This window comes from Brevundimonas sp. TWP3-1-2b1, from assembly GCF_049896165.1.
GTDB classification, from domain to species: Bacteria; Pseudomonadota; Alphaproteobacteria; order Caulobacterales; family Caulobacteraceae; genus Brevundimonas; species Brevundimonas subvibrioides_B.
The window spans coordinates 250,454-265,511 of record NZ_JAFCTT010000003.1; the positions used below are offsets into that span (position 1 = coordinate 250,454).

Below are 15,058 nucleotides of genomic sequence, written 5' to 3' on the forward strand. Positions count from 1 at the left end.
GCCGTTCCCACCCGGTCGCTTCGCGACCACCCTCCCCCGAGGGGGAGGGAAAGCAGCGCATCTGCCTCTGAAGACTCAGAAGAACAGCGGGTTGTTCTCTTTTTCCGGCCGAGCCTCGGGTTCGGGGCGCTGGTCCGGCGGGTCGTCGCGCCGGGGACGCTCGACGGGCGCGGGGTCGCGGCGGGGTTCCGCGACGGGCGCGCGCGGATCATAGGGCTCGCCCTGGTTCGGGTCGACACCGCCCGGCAGGACGGTGGAATCGCCGTAAGGGTCCTCCGCGTCGCCGATCAGGTCGCCGATCGGGTCAGGTGCGACCCAGCCGTCGGGCATGGGCGGGCCGTTAGGAATCGGCTGGACGTTCAGGCGCGGCAGGGCCGCCTCCATGAAGCCCTTCCAGATCGCCGCCGGGGCCGCACCGCCGGTCACGCCGCGCATGGCGGTGTTGTCGTCCTTGCCGACCCAGACGGCGGTGACGAAGCCGCCGGTGTAGCCGACGAACCAGGCGTCCTTGTAGTCCGAGGTCGTGCCCGTCTTGCCCGCGATGTCGCGGCCGGAGATCGCCGCCGACCGGGCCGTGCCGCTCGTCACCACGCCCCGCAGCATCTGGTTCATATAGTAGAGCGACGGATTGTTGATCGCCTGACCGGCCGCCGCGTCGCGGGCGCCGCGCTGATAGATGACCCGGCCCTGGGGGGTGCGGATGCGGCTGATGCCATAGGCCTCGACCCGACGGCCGCCATTGGCGAAGGCGTCATAGGCGGTGGCCATGTCGATCGGCGAGACCTCGACGGCCCCCAGGGCCATGGCCGGCTCCAGTCCGATGCGTGAGGAGATGCCGAGGCGGCGCGCGGCCCGGGCCACGCTGTCGCGACCGATCTGGTCGGCGACATAGGCGGCGACCGTATTGGTCGACTGGGCCACGGCCTGGGCCAAGGTCATCTCGCCAGCGAAGGTGCCGGAGTAGTTGCGCGGGCTCCAGTTGCCGATACGGACAGGCTCGTCGACCACCGGGGTCTGCGGCGTATAGCCGGCCTCCATGGCCGCCAGATAGACGAAGGGTTTCCACGCCGAGCCGGCCTGACGGCGAGCGTCGACGGCGCGGTTGAACTGGCTGTCCGCATAGGAGGCGCCGCCAATCATGGCGCGCACCCGGCCGTCGCCGTCCAGGGCCACCAGGGCCGCCTGCTCCACGCCGCGCGAGGCGTCGCGATCGAGAATGCGGCGGACATTGCGTTCGGCCGCCGTCTGCAGGGTCAGGTCCAGGGTCGTCTCGACGATCATGTCCTCGGTCGGCTCGCCGACGAGGCCGCGGATCTCCTTGTCGAGCCAGTCGACGAAATACTGGGCGTGCTGGGTCGCCAGCGTCCGCGACACGCGGACCGGCTCCAGCACGGCGGCGGCGCGTTGTTCGGGCGTGATCACCCCGGACTGCGCCATCTCGTCCAGAACGACCGTGGCGCGAGCGGCGGCGCGCTCATGCTCCGAGACCGGCGAGTAGCGCGACGGAGCCTTCAGCAGGCCGGCCAGAAGCGCGGCCTCGCCGACGGTCAGGTCCTTGGCGCCCTTGTCGAAATAGCGTTGCGATGCGGCCTCGATGCCATAGGCGCCGGCGCCGAAATAGACGCGGTTGAGATAGAGGGCGAGGATCTCCTGTTTGGAGAATTTCATCTCCAGCCAGACGGCCAGCATCAGTTCCTGCACCTTGCGGCGCAGGTTCTGGTCAGGAGTCAGGAACAGGTTCTTGGCCAGTTGCTGGGTCAGGGTCGAACCGCCCTGGACAATCCGGCCGGCGCGCATATTGGCCGCCATGGCCCGGGTCATGCCGATCGGATCGAACCCCGGATGCCAGTAGAAGCGCTGGTCCTCGATGGCGATGAAGGCGGCCGGAACATAGTCGGGCAGGGCCTCGAGATCGGCGGGCGGCGCCTGCTGCGAGCCGCGCGTGGCGATCAGGGCGCCGTTCCGGTCCAGATAGGTGATCGAGGGCTGGCGATCGATGCCGTAGAGGGCCGAGGTGTCCGGCAATCCGCGCGCGAAGACGGCGAAGAAGACCACCAGGAAGATGACGCCCCAGACGGCCAGCACCGAGCCCCAGTAGAGGACCTGCTGCAGCCGGGTGCGCGCCGGTCTGGCCCCGCCGCCCGCATTCCTGTTTCCGAACCCCGGACCGGCCATCGACATCCTCAGAAACCCCGGCCGTCATAGCCGTTCGCATCGCCTACCAAAACGCCGTTGTGGTGAACGGCGCGTGAAGACTTCACGTCAGCGTGATGGTCCTTTCGGCCGAAACGATGGCGCGGGTCTTAACGATCATCCATCGCGACGGGCGAGCCAGACCGAGCCGTCGTCCGCCCGGAGGCCGGGTTCAATCCAAAACCCGTGCCCGGCGAGTTCCGCTTCGTAGGCCTCGGGCTCCAGACTGCCGTGATAAAGGGGCTCGCCTCGCCATTCGCCCATGGCGTGGCCGAGGCGAGGGCCGGACGAGAACATCACCACAGACCTCGGCGCGCAGTGGGCCAGGAGAGCTGGCAGGGCCAGCCGCTGATCCTCGGGCGAGAGATGGAACAGGCTGTGCCAGGCGAGAACGCCAGCGAAGGTCTGGCCGAGCTTCAGCGTGCGCATGTCGGCCTGAAGGAAACGGCCGGCCGGCAGGTCGGCCGCCGCGTGGGCGGCGAGCCGGGCCGAGGAGTCCACGCCCGTGACCGGGAACCCTCGATCCAGCAGGGCCGCCGCCATCGGCCGCCCCGAGCCGCAGCCGACGTCGAGCACCGTGTCGCCCGGCTCCAGAGAGGCGATGAAGCGATCCAGCCAGAGCCGGTCGGCGTCGTTCAGAACCGTGCCGCGATCGGCGATCCAGTCGCTGGACCGCCGATCGTAGAGGTCGACGATGTCGGCCGCAGCATCGAAGACGCCGGGGGCGACCGGATCGCTCATTCGGCGAGGAAGGCGTCCAGCCGGGCATGGAAGGCCTCGGGCTGGTCCAGGAAGATGAAGTGGGCGCTGTCGTCGATCCGCTTCAACGCCACGCCCGGCAGGCCGGCGAAGGAGGCCTGGTAGATCATGTCGGTGATCTCGTTGGTCATCCGGGCGTCGTTGAACTTCACGTACAGGACCTCGGTCGGGGCTGTAATGCGGGCCAGTTCGGGCCGCAGGTCGGTCAGGATCAATTCCCGGAACGAGCGCGAGGAGACCTGCTGGTCACTGGTCGCCCCGTCTTCCAGCGGACCGGCGCGCTTCGATTCCGTGTTGATCATGCCGGTAATCGAGGCGGCGCCGCGGGCGTAGTAGTCGGCGGGGGCGGCGGTCGCCATGCCCTGATAGACCTGCTCGGCGACAGGCGCGATGCTCTCGGCCGTGGCGCCGGGCGCGCCGAACATGGCCCCCATGAAGGGCACCATGTCGACGACCATCAGCTTGCCGACCGCGTCCGGATGGCGGGCGGCGAGCATCATGCCGATCGTGCCGCCCATCGAATGGCCGACGACCACCGGCCTATCCAGGCCCTGTTCGGAGATGTAGCGGGCGATTTCCTCGGCCACGGGCGCGGCGACGGGTCCCTCGGCGTTGCCCTCGACCGGCGCGCCGGCGAAGCCCTGGATATGGATGCGGTGGACGCGCCATCCGCTGCCCAGATGATCGACCGTGCCCTGCCACACCTCCGGCGAGGAGCTGAGGCCGGGAATCAGGATGATGTCGCGCACGCCCGGGCCGGTTTCGCCGTCCACGCGGACGTGCATGCGGGTCGACTCGAAGTCGGCGTGGTGATGGCTGTGGTCGGCGTGCTGGGCATGACCGTCCTGGCTCAGGGACTCCATCATGTCCTCGGCGCGGGCATCGCCGACACCGGCGAAATTGGCCAGGAGGCCGAGGGCGGCGACGAGGCCGGTGAGTATCTGGCTGTCCATGATGCGTCTTCCTGACTTTGGCCGGACGATGCGCCGGCCTTTCCGACCCTAGTCGTCGCAGTTGGCGACATCGGATGCGTTCGGCAAGGCGGGAGAATGACGAAAGCTCCGGCGACGTCTAGACTGACGCCCATGAACCCTGCCGAAAGCCCCGCCGCCGTTCCCGAGGCGAAAGCCCCGCCCGCAGCCTTCGGCAAGGGGTTCGTGCTGGACACCTGGTATTTCGTCGCCTTGTCGCGCGATGTCGCAGAGGCCTCGCTGACGCGCCACGAACTGCTGGGCGAGCCGGTGCTGGTCGGGCGGACGCGCGCGGGTCAGGTCTATGCGATGCGCGACATCTGTCCGCACCGCGCCGCGCCCCTGTCGGCCGGCCGTCTGGTGCAGAAGCCGGGCGAGCCCGAGACGGTCGAGTGCTGCTACCATGGCTGGCGCTTCCGCACCGACGGGGTCTGCGCCGCCATCCCGTCGCTGGTGGACGAACAACCGTTCGAGGTCGAACGGGTCCGGGTGCGGTCCTATCCGGTGGTCGAGAGCCAGGGGATGGTGTTCGTCTTCGTCCACGCCGATCCCCGCTCGGACGCCGAGCCCGATCATCCGCCGCCGACCTTCCCCGGCGTCGTCGGCGGGGAGGCGAAACTGGTCGAGTGGATGGATTTCGACAGCCATATCGACCACGCGGTCGTCGGCCTGATGGACCCCGCCCATGGGCCCTATGTGCATCAGCAATGGTGGTGGCGCTCCGAGCAGTCGATGCACGAGAAGTCCAAGGCCTTCGAGCCGCGGGAGCTCGGCTTCGCCATGGTCCGTCACGCGCCGTCGTCGAACTCGCGCGCCTACAGGATCCTGGGCGGGGCGCCCGCCACGGAGATTAGTTTCCGCCTCCCGGGCTATCGCTGGGAACATATCCAGGTGGGGGAAAAACAGGTCCTGGCCCTGACCTGCCTTACGCCGGTGACGGAAACGAAGACGCGGATCACCCAGATCTTCTGGTCCGACCACTGGGTGTTCGGTCTCGCCAGGCCCTTCCTGAGGATGGGAGTCTCCGCCTTCCTGAAGCAGGACGGCGGGATGGTGAACCTGCAGAACGAGGGGCTGCGCTACGACCCCGCCCTGATCTGGATCGACGACGCCGACAGACAGGCGAAATGGTACCAGCAGCTCAAGCGCGAATGGCAGAAAAGCCGCGCTGAGGGGCGCGGCTTCTCCAATCCGGTCAAGCCGGCCATTTTGAAGTGGAAGAGCTGAAGGCTCTTCCCGGGACTATTTCGTGCTGACGCCGGCCAGCAGGGTGTCGACCTGGCGGCCGATATGGCCGGCCAGCTGGTCCACGGTCCAGCCGTCATAGGCGGCACGGCGGTAGTTCGACAGATAGGCGTCCCAGGTCAGCTCGGTCAGCAGGGCGATATCGGCGTCCTGCCTGATCTCGCCGGCGCCGATCCCGGCGCGCAGGATGTCGGAGATGACGTCGGTCAAGCCTTGCGTCGCGGCGCGCTGGCGGGTCTCGGCGGCGACGGGCTGGAACCACGAGCGGGCGACGATGGCCTGGAACAGCGGCAGCTGGTCGATCGAGCCGTGGTAGCCGGCGGTCAGGGCGTTGACGAGGCGATCACGGGTCGAGCCGTTGCCTGCGCCGTTGAGCATGACCTGGCCCAGACCGGCCATGTCCTCGGTCAGGACGGCCTCAAACAGTTCAGCCTTGTCCTGGAAGTTGGCGAACACCGCGCCGGTGGACATGCCCGCGCCCTTGGCGATGTCGCGGATGGTGGCGGGATCGTAGCCGCGCTCCGCGAACAGGCCGCGAGCGGCGTCCAGAACCTTCTGGCGCGTGCGCACCTTGGCGGCCTGGCGGCGATTCAGCCGGGGCTGCGCTTCGAGGTTGGAGGGGGTGGCGGTCGACGCGGACTCACGCATGAACACGAATACTCTGTGGCTGACGCTTCACGGCGGGGGTCCGCGAAGGAGATGGACAGAAGGGGCAGACACTGGGTCGGTCACGTCACGGATACGGACGTGAGATAGCGACCCGTGCAACGCCGAGCCCCGGGAGAGGCGCGCTTTCATCACGGAACGATGACCAAAATGGGTCGTGTTTCTGGTTAAGGCCTGGGGCCGGCCCGGAGCGCCCGGGTCTTGCGATTGCGCCGGGCCTCGGGGATCGCCGCCTGGAACACCGCCCGGTATTTGTCGCGACGCTCGTGGATCGAGGCCAGGACGAGCCCCATCGGCACGCCCAGGTCGACCAGGGTGTTCTCCGCCAGCTGAAGGCTGGCTTCGGTGGTCTCCGGCACCGCGTCAGTCACGCCCAGGCCATAGAGGCGCGCCGCATGGCGGTCGTCCCGGGCGCGTGCGATGACGATCAGATCGTCGCGCAGGGCGCGGGCGGCGATCACGACATCGTCGACCTTGGTCGGGGCGTCCATGGTGACGACCAGGGCCTTGATCGTGTCGATGCCGCACAGGGACAGCATCTCCGATCGGGCCGCGTCGCCGTAGGAGACGTCATAGCCGTCGCGTCGACCGGCGGCCACGGCGGCCGGATCGGTGTCCACCGCGATGAAGCTCTGGCCGTGCTCCTTGAGCATTTCGGCCACCAGCCGACCGACGCGGCCGAAGCCGACGATCAGGACGGCGGCGTCAACCATCCCCACATCGCGCACCGGACCCAGGCCGAGCGCCGGATCCCCGGCCAGAGGAACGGAATTCGCAGGAGCGCCTGCCAGCCTCTGTCCCAGCATCGCCATGAGCGGAACGGCGAACATGCTGATGGTGGCGGACACCAGCACGCTCTGGGTGAAGGCCGGGGAGGCGAGACCTTCCACCATTCCGGTATTCAGGATGACAAAGGCGAACTCGCCCGCAGGCCCCAGGACCAGGGCCGTCTCGATCGCCGAGCGTGCGCCCACACCCCACAGCCGGGCCAGCCCGAAGATCAGCCCGACCTTGATCGCGATAATGGCCAGCGCCAGGCCGAACACACCCAGAGGATTGGCGGCGACCGCATCCAGATCGAGACCGATTCCGACCCCCACGAAGAACACCCCCAGAAGCAGGCCCTTGAAAGGCTCGATGTTGACTTCGATCTCGCGGCGATACTCCGTCTCCGCAAGCAACAGGCCGGCCACAAGGGCCCCCAGGCTCATCGACAATCCAGCCGCCTGTGCCGCCACACCCGCGCCAACCACGATCAGCAAGCACAGGGCGACAAACAGCTCCTGCCGTCCGCCGCCGGATTTGGATCTGCTCTTGGCGACCGACCGGAACAGGGGACGCAGCGCCAGCCTGCCGAACATGACCAGGAGCCCCAGGCCGATGGCTGCGGGCGCGAGGGTCAGCAGCGCCGGCCCGAGGACGCCAGGCTGAACGTCTCCGCCGCTGATCGCCAGCGTGGCCAGCACGGTGACTGTGATCAGGATCGGCGCGACGGCCAGGTCCTGGGCCAGGAGCGCGGCGAAGGTCGTCCGCCCGACCGCGCCCTTCATGCGGTTTCTTTCGGCCATGACCGGCAGGACGACCGCCGTGGACGACAGCGCCAGTCCCATGCCCAGAACCGCTGAGCCCGCCAGGGGCTGGCCCAGCAGGATGAAGCCCCCGGCCAGAACGGCGGAACAGAGGACGACCTGCATCAGGCCGAAGCCGAAGACGAGCCGGCGCATCGCCTTCAGCCGTTCCCAGGACAGCTCCAGCCCTATCATGAACAGCAGAAAGGCGACGCCCAGTTCCGACAACTGGGCCAGCTGGTCGGCGTCGTCGATGGTCAGCCAGGACAGCCAGGGGACCACGTCCGCGAACCGGCCGAGCCCGTCCGGCCCCAGCAGCACGCCCGCCGCCAGGAAGCCCAGCACGGGGCTGATCTTCCAGCGATTGAACAGGGGTACGACCACCCCCGCCGCCGCCAGGAACACGACCAGGTCCTTGTAATCGCCGCCGCCGTGCCCGCCTGCCATTCGATCTCCTCGATGAGTGATCGTCACCTTAAAGGCGCAGCGTGGCGAGCGCCGAGCCGGGTTTCATGAACTTTTTTTAAGGCGACAGCCCGTGGGCCGGGCGTAGGGTCCGCGCCGAGCGCGCGACAACGGCGCGGCGACGATCCGAAACCCCAGGAAATCCTCATGAAGTCTCTGCTTATCGGCGCGGCCCTCGGCGCGCTCCTGCTGCCGGCCGCCGCCTCCGCCCAGGACCACGACCACGGCTGTATCGACGAGGCCTGCACCATCCAGTCGATCTTCCAGGAGGGCGATGCCGCCTTCACCGGTTATCGCGGCACCGAGACGCCGCACTACGGGACCTGGGGCTTCGACGCCTCCGGCATGGACCGGTCGGTGTCGCCGGGAGACAATTTCAACCGCTTCGCCAACGGCCTGGCCCTGGATCGCACGGTGATCCCGGCGGACCGCTCCAGCTACGGCATCTCCTTCGGCCTGCTGCGCGAGCTGTCGGACAACCGGGTCAAGGCGATGATCGACACCCTGGTCGCCCGCACTGACCTGCAGGCCGGCACAGACGAGCAGAAGATCGCCGACGCCTATCGGTCCTATATGGACACGGCCCGGATCGAGGCGCTCGACGCCCGGCCGCTGCAGCCCTTCCTGACCGCCATCCGCGCCGCCGACAGCCATGAGGCCCTGGCCGCCTATATGGGCCAGACGATCGGCGGACTGGGCGGCTCCTTCTTCGGCACCGGGATCACGACCGACCAGAAGGACCCGGACCGCTACGTCGTCTCGACCAGCCAGTCGGGTCTCGGCCTTCCCAACCGCGACTACTATCTGTCGCCGCTCTTCGCCGAGAAGAAGGTGAAGTACGAGGCCTATGTGGCCCAGATGCTGGAGATGATCGGCTGGGCCGATCCCGCGGGGACCGCCGCCGCCATCGTGGCCATGGAAACGAAGATCGCCGAGGCCCACTGGACCCCGGCCGAGAGCCGCGACCGCGACAGGACCTACAACGAATATACGATCCAGCGTCTGGCCGCCGACGCGCCGGGCTTCGACTGGGCCGGCTATTTCGGAGCCGCGCGCCTGGGCGACATTCCGCGCCTGATCGTGCGCCAGAACACAGCCCTGCCGAAGATCGCCGCCATCTATGCCGAGACGCCGGTCGCGACGCTGCAGGCCTGGCAGGCCTTCCAGACCGTGGACCGCGCCGCGCCTCGCCTGTCGCAGCGGTTCTCGGACGCCCAGTGGGAGTTCCGCTCGCGTGAACTGTCGGGCGCCCTGGAACAGCGCAGCCGAGACAAGCGCGGCATCAGCTTCGCCGACGGCGCCCTGGGCGAAGCGGTCGGCCGCCAGTATGTGGCCGAATATTTCCCGGCCGAATCCAAGGCCCGGATGGAACAGCTGGTCGCCAACCTGCGCACGGCGCTGAGCCAGCGCATCGAGGGCTACAGCTGGATGAGCGCCGAGACCAAGGCGGCGGCCCAGACCAAGCTGGCCAAGTTCACCGTCAAGATCGCCTATCCCGACCGCTGGCGCGACTATTCGGATCTGGAGGTCCGCGCCGACGACCTGTTCGGCAACGGCGAGCGGGCAAGCCGCTTCCGCTGGGAATACGACCTCGCCCGCCTGAATGCGCCGGTCGACAAGACCGAGTGGGGCATGACGCCCCAGACGGTGAACGCCTATTACAACTCGACCAACAACGAGATCGTCTTCCCGGCGGCGATCCTGCAACCGCCGTTCTTCGACCCGGAGGCCGACCCGGCCATCAACTATGGCGGCATCGGCGCGGTGATCGGCCACGAGATCGGCCACGGCTTTGACGATCAGGGCCGCAAGTCGGACGGCGACGGCGTGCTGCGCGACTGGTGGACCCCGGCCGATGCGACAGCCTTCAACGCCCTGACCACCCGTCTGGGCGCCCAGTACGGCGCCTATGAGCCCCTGCCCGGCCACTTCATCAATCCGGGCCTGACCATGGGTGAGAACATCGGCGACGCCTCGGGCGTGGCCGTGGGTCTGGAGGCCTATCAACTGTCCCTGAACGGCGCCGAGGCTCCGGTTCTGGACGGCTTCACCGGCGACCAGCGCTTCTTCCTCGGCTGGGCCCAGGTCTGGCAGTCGAAGTCGCGCGAGGACGCCCTCAAGAACCGCATCGCCACCGACTCGCACTCGCCCGACGAGTTCCGCGTCATCGGCCCGCTGCGCAATGTGGACGCCTGGTACGAGGCCTTCGAGGTCCAGCCGGGCACGCACTATTACCTGGCGCCGGAAGAGCGGGTTCGCATCTGGTAGGCGGGCGCCAAACCGACCAAGGGCGACGATCAAGGTCGCCAGGATGACCAAGAGGCCGGAGCTCACCGCTCCGGCCTTTTTCATGCGCCCCCTCGCCCCCACCTCCGTCATCCTTGGACGAAGCGAAGCGGAGATCCGAGGACCCAGCATTCCGGGCGGGAGGCGCGCCCGTCGCTATCACGTAGCTGGGTCCTCGGGTTCGCTGCGCGCCCCGAGGATGACGGAGAGACTGGAAGGCGTCGCGCCAACCTCCAGACGTGAAAAAGCCCGCTGCGGGGGATACATCGCAGCGGGCTTTCACGCTCTCTAAGGAGCGGACGTTTCCTCCCCGAAACGCCTTCGATCAGCGGCTGCGCCTTGTCAGCGCCGCGCCGTTCGAGTGGGTGGAGATGACGCCACGGGGCTGTTCAAGTCAATCAAACCACAGGCGAAAACGGGTGGTTTCATGACTGAACATCGATAAGTCATCCGATGGGCGGCGTCATTCTCGAAGAAGCTTCGATAATCGTGCGAATGGTTCGCACGAGGTCTCCGCGAGCGACGGTCTGCTGGCCCGGACGCTCGGCCTTCCAGGCCTCGTTGTCCGCCAGACCGGCCGCCGCCGCGCGCCCGGCGTCGAGATCCTTGATGGTGACCTGGCCGCCGGCGATCTCGTCGCCGCCCAGGAGGACGACGGCCGGAGCGTTGCGCCGGTCGGCGTATTTCATCTGGGCCTTCATGCCCGCGCGACCGAGATAGAGTTCGGCGGCGATGCCGGCGCGGCGCAGTTCGGACACGGCGTCGAGGTAGGCCTGCATGTCGTCCTGAGAGAAGACGATCACGACCACCGGGCCGCGCGCCGTCTCCGGAGTCCGGCCCGCCGCGCGCAAGGCGGAGGCCAGGCGCGAGACGCCGAACGAGAAGCCGGTCGCCGGGGTCGACTGGCTGGTGAAGCGAGCCACCAGATCGTCATAGCGACCGCCGCCGCCGATCGAACCGAAGCGGACCGGCCGACCCTTGTCGTCGGTGGTGTCCAGCAGAAGCTCCGCCTCGAACACCGCGCCGGTGTAGTATTCCAGACCGCGCACGATGGTCGGGTCGAACCGGACCGTCGCCTGGTCGACGCGCATGGCGGTCAGGGCGCGGTCGATCCCGGCCAGCTCCTCCAGAGCCGCTTCGCCGGCGGCCCCGAGGCCGCCCGAGCGGGCGATGGCGTCGAGTGTCTCGGCGCGCGTGCCTTCGGACGCCGATCCGAGGAAGGCCTCGATGGTCGCGGCCACGCCGAGCGGCAGGTTGGCGCCCTTCGTATAGTCGCCGCTGTCGTCCAGACGGCCCTCGCCCAGCAGGGCGGCGACGCCCTCCCAACCGAGGCGGTCGAACTTGTCGATGGCGCGAAGGGCGGTCAGCCGCTGGATCGGATCGGTGATCCCGCCGGCCTCGAACAGGCCGTCGAACAATTTGCGGTTGGAGACGCGGACCACGGCCTGACCCTCGGCGAGGCCCGCGGCCTGAAGGCCCTCGCAGGCCATGGCGATGATCTCGGCGTCAGCCTCGGGGCGGTCGGAGCCGACGGTGTCGGCGTCGCACTGGACGAACTCGCGGAAGCGACCGGGTCCGGGCTTCTCGTTGCGCCACACAGGTCCGAAGGCGTAGCGGCGATAGGGTTTGGGCAGGGTCTCCCAGGTCTGGGCCGCGAACCGGGCCAGGGGTGCGGTCAGGTCGTAGCGCAGGGCCATCCACTGATCGTCGTCGTCCTGAAGGGCGAAGACGCCCTCGTTCGGACGGTCGGCGTCGGGCAGGAATTTTCCCAGCGCATCGGCGTATTCGAAGGCGCCGGTCTCCAGCGGCTCGAAGCCCCAGCGCTCATAGACCTCCGACACCTGGCGCACGATCCGGCGTTCGGCCGCGACCTCGGGCCCGCGCCGGTCGGCGAAGCCTCGCGGGCCTCGGGCTTCGGGGCGGATGGGGTCAGGCGTTTCGGCAGCGGAGGAGGCGTCGGTCATGGGCGGCGTTCTAGAGTGACGAGTGGCGAGTGGCGAGTGGCGAGTTCAAGGCGCTCTTCCACCGCTCGGCGTGACCGGGGACGCGCGATGGTCCAGAGCGGACCTCGCCACTCGTCACTCCTCACTCGCCACTGCCCTACTTCCGGATCGGCACCATCCGTCCGTAGGTCAGGCAGCGCCAGATCCACTCCAGCGGTCCCATGGTGAAGACCGACAACCAGAGCGGCGACCAGATGATCTGGGCGGCCCAGATCGCGCCGACCACCATCCATATTTCGGCCGGACCCTGCTGGCCGAACCACATCGGGCCCCACGGCGCGTAGTAGAGGGTGACCATGATCAGGGTCTGGGTCAGGTAGTTGGTGAAGGCCATGCGACCGACCGGCGCCAGCCAGGCGACCAGAGGCCTGAGGCCGAAGCGGACCAGCAGGATCAGGATGCTGGCGTAGAAGAGGGTGATCAGGAAGGCCGCGCCGCCGGCGGCCGCCGCCAGGCCCCTGGTCGGATCGGCCTCGCCGGCCATCGTGTCCTGCCAGCCCCAGACGGCGAAGGCCGCCAGATTGGCGCCGCCGACCAGGATGATCAGAAGATAGGTCCACAGCGGCGCGCGGCCGTGCAGATAGCCGGACTTGAACAGGCCCAGACCCAGCATCATCAACGGCACAGTCACCGGGATCAGGAACGGGCTGGCCATCAGCTGGAAGGTCGCCCAGACCTCGATGTTCTCCATGAGGCCGGCCGGCCAGCCGGAGCGGTAGAGGGCCAGGGCCTCGGCGATGGCTTCGGGGGTCGCCACCGGGCGGGCGGCCTCCATCTGGGCGGCGACCTCGGCCGGCAGATTGGCCATGCCCCAGGAGGCGACCGCAGCGACAACGGCCCACAGCAGGGTCAGGCCGCCGCCGATCCAGAGCAGCCGGCGAGCGCTCCACGAGCGCATCATCATCATCAGCAGGCCGCAGTAGGCATAGTGCAACAGGATGTCGCCGTACCAGAGCACCACGCCGTGGAGGAGGCCGAACAGGCCCAGCCACAACAGACGTCGCCAGAGCAGCGCGCCCCGCGCCTCGTCGGACTTCTCGCCGCCGACGAGGAAGATCGAGACGCCGAACAGCATGGTGAAGAGGGTGCGGAACTTGTCGTGGAAGAAGACGTCTGTGACCCACACCCCGATCAGATCGGCCTGGCTGGTCGCGCCCGGAGGCGGCGCCTCGGACATCATGACCTGGAAAGGCCAGGCGAAGGCGATGGCGTTGACGGCGAGGATCCCGAGGATCGCCCAGCCGCGCAGCACGTCGAGCTGGAAAATGCGGTCCCTGGTCTCGGTCGGCGCGAGACCTCGGGCGGCGGTCCGAGGCTGAACCTCGAGTGCGGGCATGGCCATTATGCTTCCCCCAAAGCAATCATCCGACGGTTCTAACGCAATGCTGTCAGGCGTAAACCGCTCGATGGCCGCAGGGTCAGTGGCCGAGAACGCCCAGACGGCCCTTCACCTGCTCCGGCGCGGGGATGAAGGCGATGAAGGCGGCGCAGAGGCCGGCCCACAGGGCGTAGCTGACGCCGACCAGGATCGCGACCGGCAGGCCGGCGACGCCATAGATCAGCAGGGTGGTTTCGGTGGCGCCGACCCCCTGGCCGAGGTCGCCCGACTGGACCCAGCCATAGACCATCATGCCCAGGGCGAGCACCGTCTGGGCCGCAGCGGCCAGCAAGCCCCCATACAGCATGAAGCGCCACACGACGCCGAGGCGCGAGGCTGGGCGACCGCGACGGTCCCGCTCGCGCCGGATCGACCACAGGCCGGTCGGCACGGCGACCATGCCGATCAGCAGAACCGTCAGCCGCCAGTCGATGTCCCGACCCGGAATCCAGTTCTGCGGCGGCCAGACCAGCAGCGTCAGGATCAGCGGCGGCCACATGACGCCCGCCAGCGCGGCCAGGGGAATTGCCGCGCGGGTCCGGCGCCAGATGACCGGAGCCTGACCGGGAAGATCGGCGGGGGTGTCGAACCGGGCCATCAGCGGGTCGGGACCGGAACGTCGCCGGAATAGTCGTAGAAGCCGCGTCCAGACTTGCATCCCAGCCAGCCGGCCTCGACATATTTCACCAGCAGCGGGCAGGGTCGGTATTTGCTGTCGGCCAGCCCGTCATAGAGCACGTTCATGATGGCCAGGACGACGTCCAGACCCATGAAGTCGGCCAACTCCAGCGGCCCCATCGGATGGTTGGCGCCCAGCTTCAGCGCCTTGTCGATCGAGGCGACGTTGCCGACGCCCTCGTACAGGACGTAAATCGCCTCGTTGATCATCGGCACCAGGATGCGGTTGACGATGAAGGCGGGGAAGTCCTCGGCGTTGGTGGTGGTCTTGCCCAGGCTCTCGGCGAAGGCGACGGCGGCGTCGTAGGTCGCGGCCGAGGTGGCGATGCCGCGGATGATCTCCACCAGTTTCATCACCGGGGCCGGCTTCATGAAATGCAGGCCGATGAACCGGTCCGGCCGGTCCGTCGCGGAGGCCAGCCGGGTGATCGAGATCGAGGAGGTGTTGGAGGCCAGCAGGGTGTCGGCGCCCAGATGGGGGACCAGTTCGGCGAACACCGCCTTCTTGGTCGCCTCGTCCTCGACGGCGGCTTCGATGACAAGGTCGGACTTGCCGGCCTCGGCCAGGGTCTTGACGCCGGAGATGTTGGCGAGGGCCGTATCGGCCTGGGCCTGGGTCACGCCGCCGCGCTCGACCTGGCGGGCCAGGGAGGCGGCGATGACGCCCAGCGCCATGGGCAGCCGCTCGGCGGCCACATCGTACAGCCGCACCTGATATCCGCCCAGGGCCACGGCATGGGCGATGCCGACACCCATCTGGCCGGCGCCGATCACGGCGACTGTCTTGATCGTGGAGGTCATCTAGTCGTGGTCATAAGCGGCGTCTCGCCCGGGCGGAGGCACCTT

Annotated in this window: 11 protein-coding genes; 2 read left to right on the plus strand and 9 right to left on the minus strand. The window is 68.3% G+C overall.

Annotation, left to right across the window (positions count from 1 at the left end):
* Window positions 1-75: 75 nt before the first annotated feature.
* The 3 genes from ACP7AB_RS04670 to ACP7AB_RS04680 all read right to left on the minus strand — a co-directional run bounded on the left by ACP7AB_RS04670 (window position 76) and on the right by ACP7AB_RS04680 (window position 3,905).
* Window positions 76-2,175, minus strand: coding sequence for a transglycosylase domain-containing protein (locus ACP7AB_RS04670; RefSeq protein WP_425992139.1), 2,100 nt, complete (start codon window positions 2,173-2,175; stop codon window positions 76-78).
* A gap of 135 nt (window positions 2,176-2,310) precedes the next feature.
* Window positions 2,311-2,934: a class I SAM-dependent DNA methyltransferase gene (locus ACP7AB_RS04675; protein ID WP_425992141.1), complete on the minus strand. Its 624-nt coding sequence runs from the start codon at window positions 2,932-2,934 to the stop codon at window positions 2,311-2,313.
* Entirely contained in the window at window positions 2,931-3,905 is a 975-nt protein-coding gene (locus tag ACP7AB_RS04680) for an alpha/beta fold hydrolase (RefSeq protein WP_425992143.1), read from the minus strand. Before ACP7AB_RS04680 ends, ACP7AB_RS04675 begins: the two co-directional genes overlap by 4 nt.
* Before the next feature lie 132 nt (window positions 3,906-4,037).
* On the opposite strand from ACP7AB_RS04680, the gene ACP7AB_RS04685 reads away from it, so the two are divergent.
* Window positions 4,038-5,150 carry a Rieske 2Fe-2S domain-containing protein gene (locus ACP7AB_RS04685; RefSeq protein ID WP_425992145.1) on the plus strand — a complete coding sequence of 371 codons (1,113 nt, stop codon included), beginning with the start codon at window positions 4,038-4,040 and terminating at the stop codon, window positions 5,148-5,150.
* A 15-nt stretch (window positions 5,151-5,165) separates the two neighbouring features.
* Here the strand turns inward: ACP7AB_RS04685 and ACP7AB_RS04690 are convergent, their stop codons facing one another.
* Together ACP7AB_RS04690 and ACP7AB_RS04695 are read right to left on the minus strand one after the other, a co-directional pair.
* The gene (locus ACP7AB_RS04690) at window positions 5,166-5,816 is read right to left on the minus strand and encodes a TetR/AcrR family transcriptional regulator (RefSeq protein WP_425992147.1); all 651 of its coding nucleotides are present in this window, start codon (window positions 5,814-5,816) and stop codon (window positions 5,166-5,168) included.
* A gap of 185 nt (window positions 5,817-6,001) precedes the next feature.
* The gene (locus ACP7AB_RS04695; protein ID WP_425992149.1) at window positions 6,002-7,849 is read right to left on the minus strand and encodes a cation:proton antiporter; all 1,848 of its coding nucleotides are present in this window, start codon (window positions 7,847-7,849) and stop codon (window positions 6,002-6,004) included.
* A 165-nt stretch (window positions 7,850-8,014) separates the two neighbouring features.
* On the opposite strand from ACP7AB_RS04695, the gene ACP7AB_RS04700 reads away from it, so the two are divergent.
* The gene (locus tag ACP7AB_RS04700) at window positions 8,015-10,135 is read left to right on the plus strand and encodes a M13 family metallopeptidase (protein WP_425992151.1); all 2,121 of its coding nucleotides are present in this window, start codon (window positions 8,015-8,017) and stop codon (window positions 10,133-10,135) included.
* A 464-nt stretch (window positions 10,136-10,599) separates the two neighbouring features.
* Here ACP7AB_RS04700 and hisS read toward each other — a convergent pair whose 3' ends face one another.
* The 4 genes from hisS to ACP7AB_RS04720 form a co-directional block, all read right to left on the minus strand.
* Window positions 10,600-12,117, minus strand: coding sequence for a histidine--tRNA ligase (hisS, locus tag ACP7AB_RS04705; RefSeq protein WP_426046106.1), 1,518 nt, complete (start codon window positions 12,115-12,117; stop codon window positions 10,600-10,602).
* Between the two features lie 136 nt (window positions 12,118-12,253).
* A complete protein-coding gene (locus tag ACP7AB_RS04710; RefSeq protein WP_425992155.1) occupies window positions 12,254-13,498 on the minus strand; it encodes a DUF418 domain-containing protein in 1,245 nt (414 codons plus the stop codon).
* A 76-nt stretch (window positions 13,499-13,574) separates the two neighbouring features.
* A complete protein-coding gene (locus ACP7AB_RS04715) occupies window positions 13,575-14,132 on the minus strand; it encodes a DUF5671 domain-containing protein (protein WP_425992157.1) in 558 nt (185 codons plus the stop codon).
* Window positions 14,132-15,013, minus strand: a complete 882-nt coding sequence (locus ACP7AB_RS04720) for a 3-hydroxybutyryl-CoA dehydrogenase (RefSeq protein WP_425992159.1) — start codon at window positions 15,011-15,013, stop codon at window positions 14,132-14,134. The genes ACP7AB_RS04715 and ACP7AB_RS04720 overlap by 1 nt, the downstream gene beginning before the upstream one ends.
* Between the last annotated feature and the right edge of the window lie 45 nt (window positions 15,014-15,058).